At 73.2% G+C, this 19,039-nt stretch carries 19 protein-coding genes and 1 pseudogene; 13 read left to right on the top strand and 7 right to left on the bottom strand.

Features of this window, described 5'->3' with window-relative positions:
* Positions 1-127: 127 nt before the first annotated feature.
* The 6 genes from AB0E96_RS10220 to AB0E96_RS10195 all read right to left on the bottom strand — a co-directional run bounded on the left by AB0E96_RS10220 (position 128) and on the right by AB0E96_RS10195 (position 7,361).
* Positions 128-1,018, bottom strand: coding sequence for a hypothetical protein (locus AB0E96_RS10220; RefSeq protein WP_359820907.1), 891 nt, complete (start codon positions 1,016-1,018; stop codon positions 128-130).
* A 35-nt stretch (positions 1,019-1,053) separates the two neighbouring features.
* Positions 1,054-3,033: a DUF317 domain-containing protein gene (locus AB0E96_RS10215; RefSeq protein ID WP_359820941.1), complete on the bottom strand. Its 1,980-nt coding sequence runs from the start codon at positions 3,031-3,033 to the stop codon at positions 1,054-1,056.
* A gap of 230 nt (positions 3,034-3,263) precedes the next feature.
* Positions 3,264-4,133, bottom strand: coding sequence for a DUF317 domain-containing protein (locus AB0E96_RS10210; protein WP_359820904.1), 870 nt, complete (start codon positions 4,131-4,133; stop codon positions 3,264-3,266).
* 132 nt (positions 4,134-4,265) lie between these two features.
* Positions 4,266-5,720: a DUF317 domain-containing protein gene (locus AB0E96_RS10205; RefSeq protein ID WP_359820901.1), complete on the bottom strand. Its 1,455-nt coding sequence runs from the start codon at positions 5,718-5,720 to the stop codon at positions 4,266-4,268.
* 44 nt (positions 5,721-5,764) lie between these two features.
* Positions 5,765-6,370: a DUF317 domain-containing protein gene (locus AB0E96_RS10200; RefSeq protein WP_359820899.1), complete on the bottom strand. Its 606-nt coding sequence runs from the start codon at positions 6,368-6,370 to the stop codon at positions 5,765-5,767.
* 193 nt (positions 6,371-6,563) lie between these two features.
* Positions 6,564-7,361 (bottom strand): DNA methyltransferase, encoded by a 798-nt coding sequence (locus tag AB0E96_RS10195; RefSeq protein WP_359820897.1) that lies wholly within the window; start codon positions 7,359-7,361, stop codon positions 6,564-6,566.
* Between the two features lie 707 nt (positions 7,362-8,068).
* Here AB0E96_RS10195 and AB0E96_RS10190 point away from each other — a divergent pair.
* The 12 genes from AB0E96_RS10190 to AB0E96_RS10135 all read left to right on the top strand — a co-directional run bounded on the left by AB0E96_RS10190 (position 8,069) and on the right by AB0E96_RS10135 (position 17,955).
* Positions 8,069-9,235, top strand: a complete 1,167-nt coding sequence (locus tag AB0E96_RS10190; RefSeq protein WP_359820895.1) for a C40 family peptidase — start codon at positions 8,069-8,071, stop codon at positions 9,233-9,235.
* A gap of 97 nt (positions 9,236-9,332) precedes the next feature.
* Positions 9,333-9,650 carry a DUF6112 family protein gene (locus AB0E96_RS10185; RefSeq protein ID WP_359820893.1) on the top strand — a complete coding sequence of 106 codons (318 nt, stop codon included), beginning with the start codon at positions 9,333-9,335 and terminating at the stop codon, positions 9,648-9,650.
* A complete protein-coding gene (locus AB0E96_RS10180) occupies positions 9,650-10,348 on the top strand; it encodes a hypothetical protein (RefSeq protein ID WP_359820891.1) in 699 nt (232 codons plus the stop codon). The genes AB0E96_RS10185 and AB0E96_RS10180 overlap by 1 nt, the downstream gene beginning before the upstream one ends.
* A gap of 272 nt (positions 10,349-10,620) precedes the next feature.
* On the top strand, positions 10,621-11,841 hold the full coding sequence (locus tag AB0E96_RS10175; RefSeq protein ID WP_359820888.1) for a type IV secretion system protein: 1,221 nt from the start codon (positions 10,621-10,623) through the stop codon (positions 11,839-11,841).
* A gap of 65 nt (positions 11,842-11,906) precedes the next feature.
* Positions 11,907-13,364, top strand: a complete 1,458-nt coding sequence (locus AB0E96_RS10170; RefSeq protein WP_359820939.1) for an SCO6880 family protein — start codon at positions 11,907-11,909, stop codon at positions 13,362-13,364.
* A 13-nt stretch (positions 13,365-13,377) separates the two neighbouring features.
* Positions 13,378-13,821 (top strand): DUF6238 family protein, encoded by a 444-nt coding sequence (locus AB0E96_RS10165; protein ID WP_359820886.1) that lies wholly within the window; start codon positions 13,378-13,380, stop codon positions 13,819-13,821.
* Positions 13,822-14,078: 257 nt separating this feature from the next.
* Positions 14,079-15,350 (top strand): ATP-binding protein, encoded by a 1,272-nt coding sequence (locus AB0E96_RS10160; protein ID WP_359820883.1) that lies wholly within the window; start codon positions 14,079-14,081, stop codon positions 15,348-15,350.
* Positions 15,347-15,577, top strand: coding sequence for a hypothetical protein (locus AB0E96_RS10155; RefSeq protein ID WP_359820881.1), 231 nt, complete (start codon positions 15,347-15,349; stop codon positions 15,575-15,577). The genes AB0E96_RS10160 and AB0E96_RS10155 overlap by 4 nt, the downstream gene beginning before the upstream one ends.
* 234 nt (positions 15,578-15,811) lie before the next feature.
* A complete protein-coding gene (locus AB0E96_RS10150) occupies positions 15,812-16,282 on the top strand; it encodes a hypothetical protein (RefSeq protein ID WP_359820878.1) in 471 nt (156 codons plus the stop codon).
* A gap of 48 nt (positions 16,283-16,330) precedes the next feature.
* Positions 16,331-16,744, top strand: coding sequence for a hypothetical protein (locus tag AB0E96_RS10145; RefSeq protein WP_359820875.1), 414 nt, complete (start codon positions 16,331-16,333; stop codon positions 16,742-16,744).
* A gap of 10 nt (positions 16,745-16,754) precedes the next feature.
* Entirely contained in the window at positions 16,755-17,516 is a 762-nt protein-coding gene (locus tag AB0E96_RS10140) for a hypothetical protein (RefSeq protein WP_359820873.1), read from the top strand.
* A 25-nt stretch (positions 17,517-17,541) separates the two neighbouring features.
* Positions 17,542-17,955, top strand: coding sequence for a hypothetical protein (locus tag AB0E96_RS10135; RefSeq protein WP_359820871.1), 414 nt, complete (start codon positions 17,542-17,544; stop codon positions 17,953-17,955).
* A gap of 104 nt (positions 17,956-18,059) precedes the next feature.
* Here the strand turns inward: AB0E96_RS10135 and AB0E96_RS10130 are convergent, their stop codons facing one another.
* Complete coding sequence (locus AB0E96_RS10130) at positions 18,060-18,443, bottom strand: hypothetical protein (protein ID WP_359820869.1); 384 nt, start codon at positions 18,441-18,443, stop codon at positions 18,060-18,062.
* A 15-nt stretch (positions 18,444-18,458) separates the two neighbouring features.
* On the opposite strand from AB0E96_RS10130, the pseudogene AB0E96_RS10125 reads away from it, so the two are divergent.
* Positions 18,459-19,039: pseudogene (locus tag AB0E96_RS10125) on the top strand (hypothetical protein); the annotation flags it as partial.

Below are 19,039 nucleotides of genomic sequence, written 5' to 3'. Positions count from 1 at the left end.
ATGCGCTGGGTGGGCGGGTAGGCGGCGGCGCGGGCGATCCGTTCGATGGTGTCGAGGGCGGTGGTGGCGGTGGCGGTGGTCAGGCCGTGTCCTTGTGGAGTCTGTTCCGTGGTCGGGGATGGTGGGTTCAGCGGGTCCGGCGGGTGCCGGCCGAATGGCGCTGGGTGGGCGGCGGAGTCGCGACCGCCGCGCTGCCCGGGGAGTTCGCGGAGGTGCGGCTGGCTGCGTCGACTCGGCTGGTGGAGCTGCTGCGTTCGGACTCCTTGGCGGCGGCGGCTGCGGGCCGAGCCGGGGGAGGTATGACCGCGGGAGCGGGCGGCAGGGGCTGCCGGGGATCGCGGGTCCACTCCTCAGCGGACTCGTGATCGGGGAAGGCGCCTTCGGTGAGGGTGTGGGTGCCGGCCGTGTAGTCGACGTCCTCGAACAGCACCCGGACGGGGCTGCCCGGCGGGGCCAGGGGGTCGTCGAGGATCACCCAGGTGTACCAGTCGTGCACGAGGTGCTCGTCTCCTCGCCACGCCTCCCCCGGCTTCCAGCCCGGATCCCAGGTCAGGTTCCTGGTGTACGAGGCGTCGCTCCTGAGCGCGTTGCCGGCGGAGCGGATCCGGTGCTCCAGCGCGGTGGTCTCCGCGTTCGCCGGAACGCTGTGGTGGCTGGACAGGGCGGCGATGGCGGTGATGTCGGCGCCGCGCTGGATGAGCCAGTGCTGGGCGAGGACGGGCAGCGGGTGGGGCGAGCTGTCGAAGTGGAACAGCCCGGCGGCCCGGTCCCGCCGGATGTGGATGGCCGCGTAGTGCGGATCATCGGGCGTGCCTGCGGTGGCCGAGTCGTCGCGTACCACGAGGTAGCTGCTGCTCACGCCGTCGGCCAAAGGCTGCCCGTAGGCGTGGTGCTGGGAGATCACGGTGTAGCTAGCCGCGTTCATGGCGCCGTTGTACTCCGCTGCCGCGTCCTCCGCGGTGGCCGGGGTCAGACCGTCGAGGTCGAGCAACTCGTCGAAGCCGGTGTCGATGGGCACTCCTGTCGAGAGGGGGTGTGTGCCGCCCGCGGTGGTCAGCGGGTCGGCTGCCGGGGCTGGTCGGGCGGGCTCGTGGCGGTGGTCGAGCGGCTGGTGGCCGGTGCCGGTGCCGGTGGGGAGAGAACGACGCGGGTGCGGGCCGCCAGGGCCCGCGCGGAGGGGCCGGATGCAGCCTTGGGGGCGAGGGGGCGGACGTCGAGGTACAGCAGGTGCTCGGAGGTGAGGTCACGGCCGAGGCGGGCCACCGGCGTCGGGTCGGCCGTCGCGGCCGTGACGGCTTCCAGGAGCGGGGCCGGGATGTTCTCCGACATCTCGATGTTCCAGCCCTCGACTTCGCCCGGACCGAGCTTGCCGCCGTTGATCTGCCAGGCGCGGCTCTCCCCGACGAACATCTGCCCGGCGGGGGCGGTGCAGCGGTAGACGCTGGCCATCTCGCCGTCCGGTGCGTCCCACATCAGGTGTTCAGGGGTGCTGTTGTCGTGCCAGCCTGCGGCGATGATCGGCACGAGACCGTCCTCGGCGTTCGCGGCGGTCCGGATCAGCTCGCTCGGGTTGGCGGCGAGCGCGGTGTGCAGGGCGGTCACGATCTCCGGCGGGGTGCGGGGGTCTGCGGTGACCCGCCAGACCTCCTCGCCGCTCAGCAGGTAGTTGAAGGACGCGGTCCAGCTCGTCCCCGTGTCGTCGGTGGTCGACTGGGCGCGCAGCCGCCGGCACGGGCTGGTGTACACCGTGGTGGTGCCCTGCTTCTCGGTGGTCCAGCCTCGATCGGTCAGGGGCTTGGCCGCGGTGGTGCGGTCGTGGCCGGGGCCGGCGAGGTAGACCGGGGCGACGAGGGCCAGCGGTGCGGGCCTGAAGTCCGGGGCGAAGAGCTCCGGGGTGCGTGCGGCGGCCCCGGCCAGCAGGCGGTCGATCGCGTGGAGCGCCTGCTCGTGCTGGGCGGTCGGCAGCGATCCCCAGGTCCACGTGGTGCCGTCGCCGACGGGCCGGTCGTGGAGCATATCGGCGATCCCGCTGAGGTCGGTCCCGTTGATCTGCGCAGCGGCGGCGTAGGCTGCCGCGTCCTTAAGGTCGCTGATGTTGAAGGGGAGTTCCCTCAGTGCCGTGGTGAGGGGAGGTGTCGGCTTTCGGCTTGCGGTCCGCGGGTCGAGGTTGGCGCCCAGGTCCAGGTCGAGGAGCGCCGGTGCACTCGCCGCCGCCGCGACGACCATGTCCTCCACCAGCAGATTCGCCAGGGCCCTCTGTTCCGCGGGAAGTTGCCCCCAGGTCGTCGGGGTGCGGCTCCGGCTGCTGGGGATGACCCGGTCCACGATGTGCCACCCGGGCATGAAGTCGGGGTGCTCGATCTCCTCCAGGACCTCCTCGCACAGCTCGGCTGCCGCTTCCCGCAGGTCCGTCTCGGTGTAGGGGCTGGTGTTGGCGGGGTCGGCCACTGTCCGGTGGCCGAGGTGGGCGAGCAGTTCCTCGTCCATCCAGTCCCGGTCCCGCTGCAGGGGGGTGGGGTCGGTGAGGGCTTGGGCGAGGGTGTCGACGACGACCGCGGGGGCGTTGGTGGTGGCCATGGCCTGCCAGTAGGGCGGGTAGCCGCCGGAGCCCCGCGGGCCGATCTCCACGTACAGGTGGGGGTGGGCCATGAGGTCGTCCGGATCGCCGGGCGGGTCCAGGCGGACCTGGACTCGGGCGAGTTCGTCGGGAGCTTCGAGGTCGAGCACACCGCCGCGGTAGGTGCTGCGCCAGCCGGCGTCGGTGAGGGTGCGGATCAGGGTCCGCCGGTCGGTCGGCTGCTGGAGGGCGGGGTGCGACTCGCCGGTCCAGTCGATGGTGTCCCCGGTGCGGGCGAGTACGTCGGTGACGGCCATGATGATCTCGGGCGGCGTCTCGGTCGAGAAGCCGGCCATCCAGGCCGGTGTGCCGAGGGGCTCCGGGGCGGCCGTGATCCGCCAGGCGGCGCCGGGGTCGAGCTGGCCGTCCGCGATGCGGAAACGGTGGTTCGGGCTCCAGGCGAACTCCTGGTCCAGGTCGTGGTCGGTGCTGCGGCCCCACCCCTGCTGGACAAGGTGGTCGAAGACCCGGGTGGTGTGACTGGCCCCGGCGAGGTAAGTCGGGGTGACGTCGATCGTGCTGTCGGGGATGGCGGTTCCTCGGGGCTGTCAGCGGCTGGGGCCGTGGGTGACGGTGGCGGAGCGGACTGCTGGTTCTGGTCGGCAACGGACTTCGGGGTGGCCGCCTCGCAGCCGCACCCCGGTGTTCATCGGGAGCGCGGCCTCGGCCCGGACGCGGACACCGAGAAGGCGATCTGGGTGGAGTCGGCGGCGGCGCGGGTCGGGGAGGTCGTGCGGGCGGCTCGGGCGCGGTGGGTGTCCAGCGGCGTCGGGCTGGAGGGGATCTCCGTCAGTTCGGCGGCGCCGATGACCGCCGCGCCGACTGCCAGGTCGCCGAGGTCTCCGATGTCGCGGATGGCGGGGGCGAGCATCGCGCTGACCATGGTGTGCAGGATCTGGTCCGGCGTGCAGATGCTGGCTGCGGCGGACCAGCCGTCGAAGTCGCCGGCGATGTCAACGCTCCAGAATCCGTCCTGCCCGGCCTCCTCCCACTCCTCCGGGTCGAGGACCGCCTGGGTGTTGAGGACGATCCTGTCCTGCGGGCTGTGCTCGGCGAACGCCGTCTCGGTGCCCGCCGCGGCGTCCCAGATGAGGGTCCACCCGTGGGCCTGGAGGGGGGTGCGCCACTCGTCGTCGGCGGCGCCCCCGGTGAGCCGCCGGCCGGTGCGCAGCCGGTCGGCCAGGTCGGTGGTGATGGCCTCGACGACCTCGACCGGCGTGTTCTCGGTGAGGCTGACGGTCCACAGCGGTGGGAGGAAGGGGCGTTCATGGACGGCGACCTTCCACTTCACGTCGCCGCCTTCCGGCTCGAGTCCGAGCCGGATTCGGCCGTCGGTGGAGATGATCAGCTGGTTGCCGCGACCGTCGTCGAGGCGTACGGCTCCCGCGTCGGTGAGCGGCCGGATCGCGCGCTCGGTGTCCCGGGTGGGGCCGGCGTACAGGGCTGGGGTGATGCGGACCTGCTGCCAGGGTCGTTCGCGGGCGCGCTTGGCCCAGTGGGGATTGGCCGTGGTCAACTACTGCTCCAGGTAGGCGTGTTCATGTGGTGCGCGGCCGGATCGTCACTGCGGCGGGCGCGATGGAGCGGGGGAAGTGGCGACCTGGACGTCGTCGGACATGGGCAGGGCCTCGCGGGGTTGGTGCGGGGGTCAGCGGGACTTCGGCCGCGGGCTGTCGTGGCCTGGCGCTCCTGTGTGGCCGAGCGGGCCGGTGACCGCAGGAGGTGCGGCCGGTGTGGTTCGGGTGCGGGCTGCCGCAGACCGCGGCGAGTGGGCGGTGCCGAGGCGGCCGACTGCATGGTCGGCCGCTTCCCGGCCGGAGGCGACGATCTCGGCCGTCAACCGGAGCGCTTCACCGGCGTCTCCACCGACGCGGTGGTGGAGGGCCCAGCCGCCGGCCGCCCGCAGAGCCCGGGCGCTGCGGTCCAGCACACCGCCCTCCCCGGTGATGACGCCGACTGCCCTGCGCACCTCAGCCGGGTCGGTGGTGCGCAGCAGGTGGGTGGTGACCTCGTCGATGCCCTCGGCCAGCCGCTCTGCGGTGGTGCTCGGCAGGAGCTCTCCGGTGACGGGGGCGAAGGGCCGTGGCGACGGGCGGACGCCGAGGGTGGGGGCGAGGGTGACGTCGTACCCGGCCGTGGCGAGGAGGACGGCCGCGTCGGTGGCGATCTTGTTCTCCTCGTTCCGGGGGTGGCCGGCGGGCAGGGTGTAGTGGTTCGAGCGCCCGGGGGTGGGGGCGAACCCGGTGGTGCCGACGAGGAAGGCGGCGTGCGCGTCCCCGCCGGTCGCGGTGATCGCGCCGTCGTCGGTGCGTCGGATGGTGACCGTGTTCGGGCCGGCTCGGCCGGGTTCCGCCGGTCCGGGCTCGGCTGGTGCCTCGCCCTGGTCTTCGCGGGTGGGCTGCTGGCCGCGGGCGGGTGGGAGGTTGCGGCGATGACGCGGTTCGAGGTGGACCTGGATGCGGTTGGCGGCGGGGATCTGGAGGCGCTGGCGGAGCACCGGCAGGGGGGTGACGACCTCGTCGAGCGCCGCGCTGATGAGGACGGTGGGCGTGTGGCCGGCGAAGACGGCATGCCAGCGCTCGCTGGGGTAGCCGCGGGGGCCGCCCCAGACGGTGACGGTCGGACCGATCCCGCGGATGTCGCCGATGTTGTGGTTGACGGCGATGCCGGCGGTGGCGTCAGGGCGGGTGCAGCTGTAGACGCCGTGGACAGGGCTGGTCTCCCGCGACCACGGCTCGTCGGCGGCGTCCAGGTCGGCCGCGATGGTGTTGTCCAGCGACCGTCGCCCCCACAGGAGTTCGTCGCGCACCGTCTCGGAGGTCGCGGTCAGGGCGTGGGAGAGGCGCTCGAGCACTGCGGTGACGACCTCGGCCGGGGTGCGGGTGCAGAACGTCGTGTGCCAGGTCCGCTTGCCGACGGGCGAAGCGTACGCGGCGATGGTCCAGCGGGGCCCCGTGCTGGTGTCGTGGTCGAGTTCGATCGCGGCGAGGAGGGACTCGTGCAGGGCGACGGTGGCGTCCTGCCCCGGGCTGTAGCGGCCCCAGGCGGGGGCCGCTTCGAGGAAACGGGCGAGGGCTGCTTCGGCGTCGCCCGGTCCGGCCAAGTGGCCTGGTGTGACCACCACTTCGAGGTCGCGAGCGGGGGTGGTCAGGGGGTCTCCTTCCGGGCAGGCTCACCTGCGGCACCGGTGCCGGCCAGTGCCGCGGTGCTGCCGGGCGGATACAGCACCGGGGGCGCGATGTTGGGGGCGTCGTGTACCCGGGTGATCGCGTCGACGAGGGCGGTCAGGACCGGCGCGGGGGCTGCTTCACTCACCGAGATCGACCAGAACCGGCCGCCCTTGACGCCGTCGATGTCCCAGCAGCCGTCCTGGCCCGACTGGAACGGATCGAGCATCCGGCCGGCACGGTTGTGGTGGGTGGCCGATGCCCTGTCGCCGTTGGCAGCCCGGTAGCGGAACGGGTGGGCGCGCAGCCCGGGCGACCTCTGCCACCCCGCGTCGGCGAAGCCGTCGAGGGCGGTGGCCGGGTCGACGGTGCCCCAGAAGTCGAACAGTGGGTGGTTCTCCTGGTGGAGCCGGGCGAGCGTCGCCGTGACCGCGGCCACGACCTCGATGGGCGTGTTCCGGTTGAGGTGCGCACCCCAGAGTGGCTGCTCGAACGGCTCGTCGTGGACGAGCACCCGCCAGGAGGGCCAGCTCCAGTGCGGGAAGACGTAGCCGACGTGGATCCGGTGGTCGGGGGTGATGACCATGGTGTTCTTCGCGGCGCGGGTGAGGTGGGCGCCGAAGTCGAGCAGGGGCTGCAGCGCCCGGTCGAGGCCATCGGGCGGCCCGTCGGCGGCGTCCCAGTAGGTCGACGGGTCACCGTACTTCTTGAACAGGTCATCTCCTTCAGGCTCGGAGCGGGACCGGGCCGCCGCGCGGGCGGCGGCCCGGCTGGCGCGGTCAGGCTTCGGCCGGCTTGACGGCCTCGGAGTCAGGGTCAGGGTCGGCGTCGGGGTCCGGGTCGGCCGCGCCCTCGGCGATCTGCCGCTCGGTCTCAGCGAGTCGCTGCTCGGCGATGCCGGCGTAGTGCGGGGTGACCTCCACGCCGATGAAGTTTCGGCCCTCCAGCAGGGCCGCGACTCCGGTGCTGCCGCTGCCCGCGCACACGTCGAGCACCGTGCCGCCGGGGCGGCAGATCTTGACCAGCTCCCGCATCACCGAGACGGGCTTCTGGGTGATGTGGACCCGACCGCTCCTGGGCTGGGAGGCGGTGTAGAGGCCGGGCAGGTAGACGGGGTGGGCGTCGCCGTCGATCGGGCCCTTGCTCCCCCACAGTACGAATTCGCAGTGCTGGGTGAATCGGCCCTTTTGCGGCCTGGCGGCGGGCTTGTACCAGGCGAGTGCGCCGCGCCAGATCCAGCCGCCGGCCTGCAGTGCGTCGCTCGTTGCGGCCAGCTGGCGCCAATCGGTGAAAACGAGGGCGACGCCACCATTCTTGGTCGCGCGGTAGGACTCGGCGAGGAGCTGGGAAAGCCAGTAGGTGTAACTCCGCTGGTCCTTGTTCTCGCCGGGGAAATCGGCGAGGGAATGGGCGGCGTCGTTCGAGGTGTACTTCGCTCGCGCCGTTCGTCCGGTCCGCTCCTGGGCGGTGCGCCCACCGGAATTGTAGGGCGGATCGGTGATCACGGCATCGACGGAGTTCGAAGGGATCGCGGCGAGCCGGACAAGGGCGTCGCCCTGGTGGATTTCGTAGGGCAAGGGGCGGGCTGACCTCCTGGTCGGGGATGGGGCAGCAGCGGCAACCGGCAGCGTGACCTGGCCTTTCGACGGTCGGCAGAGATCCGGCGGGGCGGCTCCGGAGCGCTCGGGCTGCGGCTGCGTCAGGAACCTAGCCCAGGTGCGGCTCGCAACCTAAAACGCACCCCGAGCCACCCTGGCGAAGATCGTTTTAGGTTGCGAGCCGCACTGCGCCTATCGTCTGCCGCACCCCCGGAGATCACTCGGCCCGGAATCCCGTTTTAGGTTCCGAGTCGGTCCGGTTCTACGGTGGGACACCCCGGCCGAACACCGCTTTCTACCTGCACGCCGACCAGTTACCCGTTTTTGGTTGCGAGCCGAGAAGGCATTAGCGTCCGCCGGGAAGGCCGTCGGTGCACCCCGGGCCGTGGGCGCCGCACCGTTTTAGGTTGCGAGCCCGCGATTCGGTACCTTCGGCCGCCGCAAGCGAAATTCCACCCCACCCATCCCAGGGGACATCCATGCCTTTTTCGAGATTACGAGCGCGGCTTGCTGCCGCTCCCTCCGGCCCGCCCGCCTCCCGGCCGGGCGGGCCCACCCCGCACCCCTCCGCACGATCCGACAGGAGCCCCCGCCTTGCTCGCCCTCACCGCACGGATGCGGATGCCCAAGCCCCGCCCGCCGGACCCCCGCGCCGACGCGGCCGGAGGTGACGTTCGGAGGGCGCGATGAGCTGGCAGAAGTGGGTCGGCGGCGGTCTCGCCAGCCTCCTCCTGGCACCGTTCGCCGTCGCCTTCCCCGCCCTGGCGGTCAGCGCCAACGACTCCACCAAGTCCGACACCTGCACCCCCGGAACCGGTCCACAGCCTGTGGACAGCGCGGCCGTCGCCGCCCAGGTCAAGAAGATCCTGGACGGCGCGACCGGCCAGGTCGGACCCGTCGCCGGGCTGGACAACCCGGCCGTACAGATCCCCTTCGCGAAGACGATCACGGCGACGGGCATCTCGATGAACGTGTCCGCCCGCGGGCAGGTCGTCGCCCTGGCCACCGCGCTGCAGGAATCGAACCTGCGGAACCTGTCCTACGGTGACCGCGACAGCCTGGGCCTGTTCCAGCAGCGCCCGTCGCAGGGCTGGGGTACGGCCGAGCAGATCCAGGACCCGGTGTATGCCTCGACCCGGTTCTACAAGGCCCTGCTGGAGGTGCCCGGCTGGGAGCAGCTGCCGCTCACCGTGGCGGCCCAGAAGGTCCAGCGGTCCGGCTACCCGGACGCCTACGCCAAGTGGGAGCCGCTGGCGACCGCCCTGCAGCAGGCCATCTCCCAGGTGTTGTCGGGGAGTTCCGCTCCTGTGCCGACGCCCTCTCCGGGCACGACCCCGTCACCGAGCCCGTCCGCGCCGGCCACGCCGAGCGGCTGCGGCACCGGGGGGGACGACGGAACGAACTGGGGCGTCATCCCGCCCGGCGTCCTGCCGGCCGGTTACCAGATCCCCACCGATGCCCCGCCTGCCGTGCAGAGCGCCATCAAGTTCGCGCTCGGCCAGCTGAACACGGCCTACCAGTGGGGCGGCAGCTGCACCGACTCCCATGGCCAGGACCCGATGGGCCGCTGCGACTGCTCGTCCCTGACGCAGCAGGCGTACAAGGCCGGCGGCATCACCCTGACGCGCACCACGTACACGCAGGTGGCCGAGGGTACCGCGGTGCCCGTCGACGCCATCCGCCCGGGCGACCTGCTGTTCACCCGGCCCGGCCCCAACGGCCCGGAGCACGTCGGCATGGCCATCGGCCAGGGCCTCGTGGTGCACGCACCCAAGACGGGCGATGTCGTCAAGATCTCCACGCTCGCCTCGTGGAAGGGCGACATCATCGCCGCCCGCCGCATCGCCCCCTGACGGTAACTGCCGTCCACTTCAGCGCACTTCGCGCCCCTCACCCCCTCCCGCGCGGTCCGCCCGCGCACCTTCCTGCCCCTCTAGCCGTGGAGTGTGTTTGCTCACCTACTACCTCGCCGACGCCGCCACGCAGCTGGCGTACGACCCCGGCATCACGCCCAGCCAGGGCGGCCTCCCCGGCCTGGATGTCCTGAAGTCCACCGTGGGCAGCATCAACCTCTTCGCGATCATCGCGGTGGTCGGTGCGCTCTGCGTCAGTGGCATCGTCTGGGCCTGGGGCCACCACACCGGCTCGCACGGCAGCGAGCAGAAGGGCAAGCAGGGCGCCTTGGTCGCGGCCGGCTGCGCCCTCCTGCTGGGCGCCGCGAACGGCATCGTCAGCTTCTTCTCGACGGTGGGGACCAACGTCCACTGATGCCGAAGTCCTCGCCGCTCGCCGGCCAGTCCACCATGCTGCGCCGGCTGCTGATCGGCCTGGGCGTGCTCGTGGTCGTCGCCCTGCTGGCCGGGCTCACCGCCCGGCTGGCGGGCGGCGACCACCACACCCCGAGCGCCGCCAACTCCCCGTCCTCCCCTTCCGCTTCCGCGACTTCGACCGTTGCGCCGCTCGACCCCGGCCCCGCCCCCTCGGCCGGAGCGACACCGGGCCCCTCCGTCGTCGCTGCTCCGCCGCACACCAGCGACCCCATCAAGTTCGCGACGGCGTTCGCCACCGCACTGTGGAGCTACGACACCCGCACCGCCACCCAGCCTCAGCAGCTGGCCGGCCTCCGCGGCTGGCTGACCGGCGAGAGCAGGTACGCCGACCCGGACGCCCTCGCCGCCCAACTGCCGGACCCGGTCCTGTGGAGCCGGATGCGCGACAACGGTCAGCACGCCATCGGCGAAGCCGCCGAGGCGCACCTGCCCGCAGCCTGGCAGCAAGCCATCGGCAAGGACCCGACTCAGCTCACCGTCGCCTACGTCTACGCCGTCACCGTCACCGGCAAGCAGACCGTCAGCTGGAACGACGGCGGCCGGGGAGCCGAGGACCGCAGCCTCACCCTGGCCGTCCAGTGCCGGCCGGGCCGCGACTGCGCGCTCGCCTCCATCGCCACCACCGTCTACCCCTGACCTCCTTCCCCATCGGTCCCGACCAGAGGAGCTGATCGCCCATCGGTTTCTGCGACATTCCCGGCTCCGGCCTGCTCTGTGACGTCATCGTCGGCGGCGTCAGCGACTCCGTCACCGACTCCATCGGCAACTGGGTCGCCAAGAGCGCCGGCGACCTCGCCAAGTCCGCGGTCGACCTCGCCTCCCGCGCCGTTGACAAGACCACCTCGGTCGACCTCGGCGCGGAATGGTTCCGCACCAACTACGCGACTATCCTGCCGATCGCGCTGGTCATGATCGTGATGACCTTCATCTTCCAGCTGATCCGCGCCGCCTGGAGGCGGGACGGCCAGGCGCTCGGCCAGGCCGTCACCGGGACCGTCTCGGCGACCCTGTTCGCGATGACGGCGATCACCTTCACCGGCGTCTCCCTGGTCATCGTCGACGCCCTCTCGCGCGGGCTGTTCCAGATCGCCAACTCCAGCATGGACGACGCGGTCAGGCGCCTGGTCAAGGTGTCGATGATCGGCATCACGTCACCGCTGGGCTGGGCGATCCCCGCGCTGGTGGCGCTCGGTTGCGCCGCCGGGGCGATCCTCTACTGGGGCGCGATGGTCCTGCGCAAGGTCACGATTCTCGTCCTCGTCGTGCTCGCACCCTTCGCGGCGGCCGGCGGCGCCTGGGAGCCCACCCGCGACTGGCGCCGGAGGTGGATCGAGGCCACCGCCACGGTCGTTTTCAGCAAGTTGATCATGACGATCATCATGCTCGTCGGCGTCTCCGCGCTCGGCCAGAGCGACACCAAGGACGGCGTGCAGGCCCTCTCGGACATCATCTCCGGCCTCGTCGTCATGGCCCTGGTGCTGCTCAGCCCGATGGCGATCTACAAGTTCGTCCACTGGGCGGGCGACGGCGGGCAGGGCCACGATCTGCACCGCAGCACCGCCACCGGTCTGCAGGTCGGCGCCGCGACCGCCCAGAAGGCCGGCCGGATGGCCGCGACCGCGGGTGCCGGCGGAGCCGGCGGAGCAGCGATGGGCGGGGCCGCCCCGCAGGGCCCGGCGCGGGTGCCCGGCCAGGACGCCCCGGCCGGCGGCAGCGTCGGCAGCCCGGGCTCCAGCGAAGGCTCGTCCCCGTCGCAGAACACCTTCCGCTTCCCCGGCACCTCCTCCGGCGGCGGCGATGCGATCGGAAAGGCGCTGATCACCCGCCGCGCCCAGCAGTCTGGCGGCGACCAGGGCCAGCCGCTGATTTCCCGGGCACCGACCTCCGGCCAGTCCTCCGCGGGCGGAGCGAGCGGAGGAGCAACCGCCAAGCCCACGAGCGCAGTTGCCGCCGCTGGTGGGAGTGCGGGTGCCACGCAGGTGGTCTTCAGCGCCGCACGTGGCGCCGTCGCCCAGGCTCCTGCCGCCCCGCCGGCGTCCGCCGCTGGCCCCGCCCCGTCGGCGTCCGCCACCGGCTCGGTCTCGGCACCGAGCAGCCCCGTCGGCCCCTCCACGCCGCCGACCTCCTGACCAGCACCGGCCGGGGCCTCCGCCCGCCCCGGCCGGTGCCCCCGCCCTGACCGAAGGAGTCGCCCCTGTCGGCCGACCTTCCCACACCGACCGTCCGCTTCCCCAGTCGATCCCGACGGGGAGTTCTGCTCGGGCTGACCGCCGCCCAGCTCACCGTCGTCGGCACCGCCGGTGCGATGCTCCTGGCCACCATGGTCGCCACCGGACTCGCCGGGGCCGCCCTCGCCACGCCGCTCTGGGCCCTGGCCGCCGCACTCGTCATCGTCCGCTTCCACAGCCGCTCCGTGGCAGATTGGGCCCCGATCCTCATCCGGTACTACCTCCGCCGCGCCAAGGGCCAGCTCGTCTGGCTCGCCCGGCCCGCCACCCGGCCCCGCCGCGACGGCCTGCTCCACCTGCCCGGCACCGACGCCAGCCTGCGCGCCGTCACTGCCCCCGGCGGCACGCTCGGCGCGATCCACAACCCCCAGAAGAACACCCTCACCGCCGTCATCCGCGTCAGCTCCCGCGCCTTCGCCCTGCTCGATCCCTCCACCCAGGCCGGTAACGTCAATGCCTGGGGACGGTGCCTGGCCTCGCTGGCCCGCACCGGCTACATCACCGCCGTCCAGGTGATCGAGCGCACCGTCCCCGACAGCGGCGACGCCCTCGCCCGGTACTGGACCGAGAACGGCCGCCCCGACGCCCCCCTCGCGGGCCCCGTCTACGAGGAACTCCTCGCCGCCGCCGGCCCGACCGCGGCCCCGCACGAGGCGTACATCGCGATCAGCCTCGACCTCAAGGGCGCCCGCCGCCTGATCGGCGAGGCTGGCGGCGGGCTGTCCGGCGCGTTCAGCGTCCTGGCCCAGCTCGTCCCCGGCTTCGAGCAGTCGCTGCGCAACGCCGGACTCAACCCCCGCGGCTGGCTCAGCACCGGCGATATCGCCGCCGTGATCCGCTCGGCCTACGACCCGAAGGCCCTCGCCAACCTGGAGCAGTGGTCCGAGAGCGGCGAGGCCGTCGCCGACCCGGCCGCCGCCGGCCCCGTCGTGGTCGTCGAGGAACCAGGCCGCCTGACCACCGACACGGCCTGCCATGCGGTGTACTGGATCGAGCAGTGGCCCCGCTCCGAGGTTACCCACGGGTTCCTCCACCCGCTGGTCTTCGCCGGCGGTGCCCGCCGCACCCTCTCCCTCACCTACGGGCCGCAGGCACTGGATGCCGCGCTCAAGGCGGTGCAGCGCACCAAGGCGTCGATCGTCGCCGACGCCGCCGAGCGGGTCCGCAAGGGCCAGGTCGACTCCGAGGCCGACAGCATGGAGTACGCCGACGCCAAGCAGCACGAGCGCGAGCTGATCTCCGGTCACGCCGACGTCGACCTGACCGGCCTGGTGGTCGTCAGCGCCGACACCCCGGAGGAACTGCGCCGCGCCTGCGCCTCGATCGAGACCGCCGCCGCCGGCACCGGCCTGGACCCGCGGCTCCTGCGCTGGCAGCAGGCCGAGGCGTTCGCGCAGGCGGCCCTGCCGCTCGCCCGCACCTGACGGGGGGCCGGCCGTGCACCACCCACCCACCAGCGACCACCGCCTCCTGCGCTTCGCGACCGCGGGCGTCGACGTCCACCACCACACCGCCATCCCGGAGCAAGAACCCGTCTCCCGCGGCGAGTTGGACGCGCTCCACGCTCACTGCGTCGCCCTGTTCGCGCTGCTCGACACCCACACCGGCACCACCCGGCCGCTCGCCCCGGCCGAGGCCGGCCACCTCCACGCCGCCCGCATCCGGCTCTGGCAGACCTGCGACGCCCTCCACGACGCCTACCACCGCGCCCCGCGGGCCGACGGACGCCGCCCCACCCGCGAAGCCTGCGCGCTGCGGCTGCCGGAAGGCGCCCCCGACATGGTGATCTGCCAGCGCCACAGCACCACCTCGGGCCGCGTCCGGGTGATCGCCACCCCCTCCGAGCTCCGCGGCACCCCGACCACAGCCCCTCGCGTCTGACAGGAGAAACGTTCCTGCGCCCCCGCTCCGCCAGTGCCACCCCCCTGTTCACCCCGACCCGCTCGGACCGCGCCGCCCGCCGCCAGGCCAAGCGCGACCTCGCCGCCGCCCGCCGCGCCGCCCGCCAGGCCGACCGCCCCCACCGCCCGAAGAGCCGCCGCGAGGAGAACGCCGAACTCCTCCCCACCTACCCCGCAGCCGGACGCCCCGGCCCCGCCTCCCTGCGCGGCGGCCGACTGCGACTTCCCGCGCACCGCATGACCACCGCGACCGCCTCGGCCGCCTACCCCTTCCTCGCCGAGGGCGGCCTCGGGTCAGCCGGCGTCCTGATCGGCCGCGACGTCCACGCCGAGGCGTCGTTCGTCTTCGACCCCTTCGCCCTGTACGGGAAGGTTGAGAACTTCACCAACCCGAACACGCTGGTGGCCGGCGTGATCGGCCAGGGGAAGTCGGCGCTGGCGAAGAGCATCGCTTTGCGCAGCACGGCATTTGGTTACCGCGTCTACGTCCCATGTGACCCGAAGGGCGAGTGGACGTCGGTCGCGGAGGCGATCGGCGGGACCACCATCGCGCTGGGGCCGGGGCTTCACGGAAGGCTCAACCCGCTCGATGCGCCGCCCGCTCCGGTCGGCGTCGACCTGGCGGACTGGGCGGGTGAGGTTCGCAAGCGCAGGCTCTTGCTGCTCGGCTCGCTGGCCCGCACGGTCCTGCGGCGCGACCTGGCGCCGATGGAGTACACGGCGATGGACATCGCGCTGGACGCGGTGGTCGACCGGTGCGCGCGCACGGGCCAGGTCCCGCTGCTGCGCGACGTCGCGGCCGTTCTCGGGCAGCCCGCCGTCCTGGACGCCGCGCTCGGCGATCCCACCCGGCGCGTCGGCGCAGCCGCCCAAGACCTCGCCCATGCCCTGCGCCGACTGGTCAACGGCGATTTGGCGGGCATGTTCGACGCGCCGTCGACCGCGGAGTTCGACCCGAAGAGTCCGATGCTGACCATCGACCTCTCGCGGCTCGGCTCCTCGGGCGACGACACCGCGCTGACGCTGGCGATGACCTGCGCGTCCGCCTGGATGGAGGCCGCGCTCAGCGACCCCAACGGTGGTCGCAGGTGGGTGATCTACGACGAGGCGTGGCGCGTGATGCGGCACGCGGCGCTGCTGGAACGCATGCAGAGCCAGTGGAAGCTGAGCCGCGGCCTGGGAATCGCGAACATGCTGATCATCCACCGCCTGTCCGACCTGCTGTCGGCCGGTGACGCCGGCTCACGGACCCGGGCGCTCGCCGAGGGCCTGCTGACCGACTGCGCGACCCGCGTGATCTACCGGCAGGAGAGCGACCAGCTGGCCGCCACCGCCGGCCTGCTCGGCCTCAGCGGTGTCGAGACCGCCGCCATCGCCGCCCTCGGCAAGGGCCGCGGCCTGTGGAAGGTCGCCGGCCGGAGCTTCGTCGTCCAACATCTCTTGCACCGCGCTGAGTTGACCCTGTTCGACACGGACGCCCGGATGCATGCGGCTCCGGATCCGGCATGATCACGCCCGGCCGCCTGCGGCTGCTCCGCGTGGTGATCGACTCCGATCCGGCCGAGGACGGCAACGTCCTCGTCGCACAGACCGCCCTCGTCCCGGACGGCGTCCTGCAACACGCCGGGCTGCTTCCCGGAGCCGGTGGCCAACCGGCCACCCCGCCCGTCGGCGCCCAGGTCACCGCTCCAGGCCCAGCAGCGCCCGCCCTGGCCGGCTCCACCCACCACCGCTGACCGCCAGGAGTTGCCATCGCGCACGTCACCATCGCCCACCTGCCCGACCGGGACACCATCGTCGCCGACCCTCCCGACCGGCGCAGCGCGTACTGGCTGGAGCAGGCCGGCTTCGTCCGAGACGACGCCCTGCGGCTGCACCGCATCCGCCACGACACGAGCGCCTCCACCGCCGAGCGGCAGATCCGCGACGCACGCCGGCTGCTGGCCGCCGCCGACTACGGGATCACCCGGGTGTACAGCGCGGACGAACAGCGCCTTCGTGCCAAGTCCTCACCACTGCTGGGGACGTCGGTTCCCCCGGGCCCGCCGCGGACGCTCGGCGACCGCACCGTCTGGGTGCACCTGGTGAGCGAGGACGTCACCGCCGGCCACCTGGTGATCCACGCGCACCACCAGGAACCCGAGGGGGCGGTCGAGCTGCTCGTCGACTACCCCGGCGCCGGCGAGGCGGCGGTGTTCTACACCGAGCGGGGCAGCGGCCACTACGGCCCCAGCCGGCACGCCACCTTCGCCTCCGCGCGAGCCGAGTGGACCTCGTATGGGTACGCGGCCGAGGCTCCAGTGCCCGGCGCCCGACGGGTCGCCGCCGCCCGCCGGACCTCCCCTGTGGTGCTCGGCCGCCCGGGAGCCCTCCCGGCAGGGCCGCAGCGCCCGGTGATCGCTGCCGAACTCGCCGGCCGGGGCCTGGAACCCCCGTTCTGACCTTCACCTCTCGTTAACTCTGCTGCCATTCCTACCTCTTGGAGATACATGTCGACCATGACGCTCACCCGCCAGGACGCTCGCCTGGAGGCTGCCCTCGGCCAGAGCATCACCGCCCTGACCGCCGCCCAGGCCCGGGTGGACGCGGAGACCACGCGGGTGCTCGACACGCACCGCGCGCTGGTGGCCGCCGAGACCGCGGTGTCCTTCCAGCGCGTGCGGCTGATCAACGTCGCCGCCGCCCAGCGGCGCGTCGACGACACCGTCCTCGACGAGCTGGACGCGCAGCTGGAGAAGCTGGAGGAGGCGGCCGAGGAGCGCGACGTGCTGGAGGCCGACCTGGTGCGGCTGCTCCAGGCCCGCGAGGAGGCGGCGAAGCGGAAGACTACCGAGGCTCCTCCGGCCAGCGGCCCGGCCCCGATGCCCGTGGCGACGGTCCCGGCCCAGGCCCGGCGCCGCTGACCGGAACCCAATGACCACCTCAACGAGCCCCGGCACCTCCGGCGGCCTGGTGGCCCTCGGCTGGGACTACGACCACGGCGAGTTCGTCGTGCTGAACGGCCAGGTGCCCCAGCCCGCCCGGGAGGCGATCTACCAGGCCGGCTTCTCGAGGCGCGGCGAAACGCTGGACTGCTGGCACCAACGCCGCAGCGTCGACCCGCACGAGCAGATCCGCAGGGCCGGACGGCTCGTCGACCAGCTGGTCGCGGCCCGGGTTCCGGTCGCCAACTGGCACCGCCCCGAGCAGCGCAACGGCGACCTGTCCGAGCACTACCGGTGGCTGCAGGACGAGGGCCCCTTCCCCGACGCCGACCGCGTCGCCGAGACGGCCCGGGCGATCGTCTCCGCCGACCTGGCGGCCGGCCGCCTGATCCCCGCCGACCGCGAACTCGCCCGCGAGGTGGTGGCCGGCACTGTGGTCGTGGAGGCCATGCACGCCTGGGACGACGGCGTCGGGTGGTGGCTGGCCCGCACCCCCGAAGGCTCCGACGCCCACACCTACATGGTGCTGCGGCACGACCCGCAGCACCTCAACGTGACCGAGCACTACGCCGACTGGTACGGGCCGCAGGCCCGCCGCGATTTCCGGGCGACGCAGCTGCGGGACACCACCCACCCGCCCGCCGCCCGTGCCCGGGCCGCCCGTCCACTGCGGCGGGCACGGCTGGCAGCCGCCCCCTCCACCGCGCCGCTGCCGCCCGGACCGCCTCCCCGCCGCACTGCCGCCCGCTGACCGAGCCCCCTTGGAGAACACCCGCTTGCCCCACCAGCAGCCCGCCGGCGTCACCTTCCGCCGCTTGGCCTCCGCCGGGATCACCGCCACCACCGCCAGCCGCGATCCGGCCGTCCTCGCCGCCCTGGCCGACGCCGGGTTCCGCCTCGGCCTCCCGGACGCCCCGGAGCGCTACTCCCTGGCCGAGCGCGACCCGATCGCCCAGTCCAGGGCGGCAGCCCAACTCGCAACCACTCTGCGGGAGATGGGAGTTCCGGTTGCCTCCCGGTCAGCCCAGCTGGCCGGCCTCGACGGTGCTGCCGTCACCGTCGCCCCCTCGGCGGCGGCACGGGCCGCCGCCGCCCTCACCGCTACCGCGGCACAGGCCCCAGTCGTATCCGACCAGTCCCGCCCCGCCGTGCCCACGTCCCCGTCGCCGGCACCGGCCGCCCGCCGCTGACCGCGTCCGCCATCTGCCCCGAGGAGCAGCGCATCACCCCCGAGCACGTCTCCATCACCCGCGATCCGCAGTTCGGCGTCGTCGCCGAGGTCAGCCCCGACGCCTCACTGACCGCCCACACGCTGCTCGCCCGCGCCGGCTTTCGCCAGCTGGCCGACGGGCGGCACGCCATCGACCGAAGCGAGCAGAACATCTTCCTGCACGCCCGGCAGACCACCGCCGCCCTGCGCCGGGCCGGAGTCCGGGTCTCCGCGGACCCCGCCTTCGACTACAACGACGAGACCCGGCCCGGCCCCGACAGCCCGGCCGCCCGCGCCGCCGGCCCGGACGCCGTCGTCCAGGTCGGCGCCCCGGCTCCGCCCCGCAGCTTCGACGTCCACATCGGCCGCCACCCGCAGCTGGGCATCGTCGCCACCAACCCGTACAGCAACCCGGCCGCCGCGTACGCGCTCGCCGAGGCCGGCTTCACCAACACCGGCGGACGTCATCCGGGCCTCTACGTCATGGACGAGCCCGAGTTCGAGGGCGACAAGCGGGCCGCCACCGCCGTCTCCACGCTTCGGGACAAGGGACTGCGAGTCGCATCCGACCTCGCCTTCGAACCGCTCAGCGGCCCGTACGAGTCCACCGACTTGTTCGCCACCCGGCTGATCGAGGAGATGAACCGCACGCCGCCCTCGTCCGCGGCACCGCCAGCCCAGGTCGCGCAGAACGACGACCCGTTCGAGACCCGCGTGTTCAAGGCACCCGTTCTCGGGCCCGTCACCCCCACGCCGACGGACCCGTTCAACACGGTCGTCCACCCGCCGTCCGGACCGAGCCGGGAGGATCAGCGCGCGGACGCCCTGCTGCACGACCGGGCTGCGCTGAGCGCCGAGATCGCCTCCCGGCTGCGGGCGATCGAGGACCAGGTCCGCACGAGCCCGGGCAGCGCCGACCTGACACGGATCGAGGCGATGGTCGCCGAGGCCACCACCGTACTCGCTGGCGCGGGCAAGGACCTCGCCGCCGTCGCGGCCCGCCCCGCCGCCGCACCGGCCCCCCGCGCGAGCGGCCCCGGCAGCCCTCGTGCCCGCGCCGCGCT

The organism is Kitasatospora sp. NPDC036755, assembly GCF_040636595.1.
Lineage (GTDB): Bacteria > Actinomycetota > Actinomycetes > Streptomycetales > Streptomycetaceae > Kitasatospora.
Note: the sequence above shows the minus strand (reverse complement) of the source record. Positions and strands in the feature narration are given on the sequence as shown.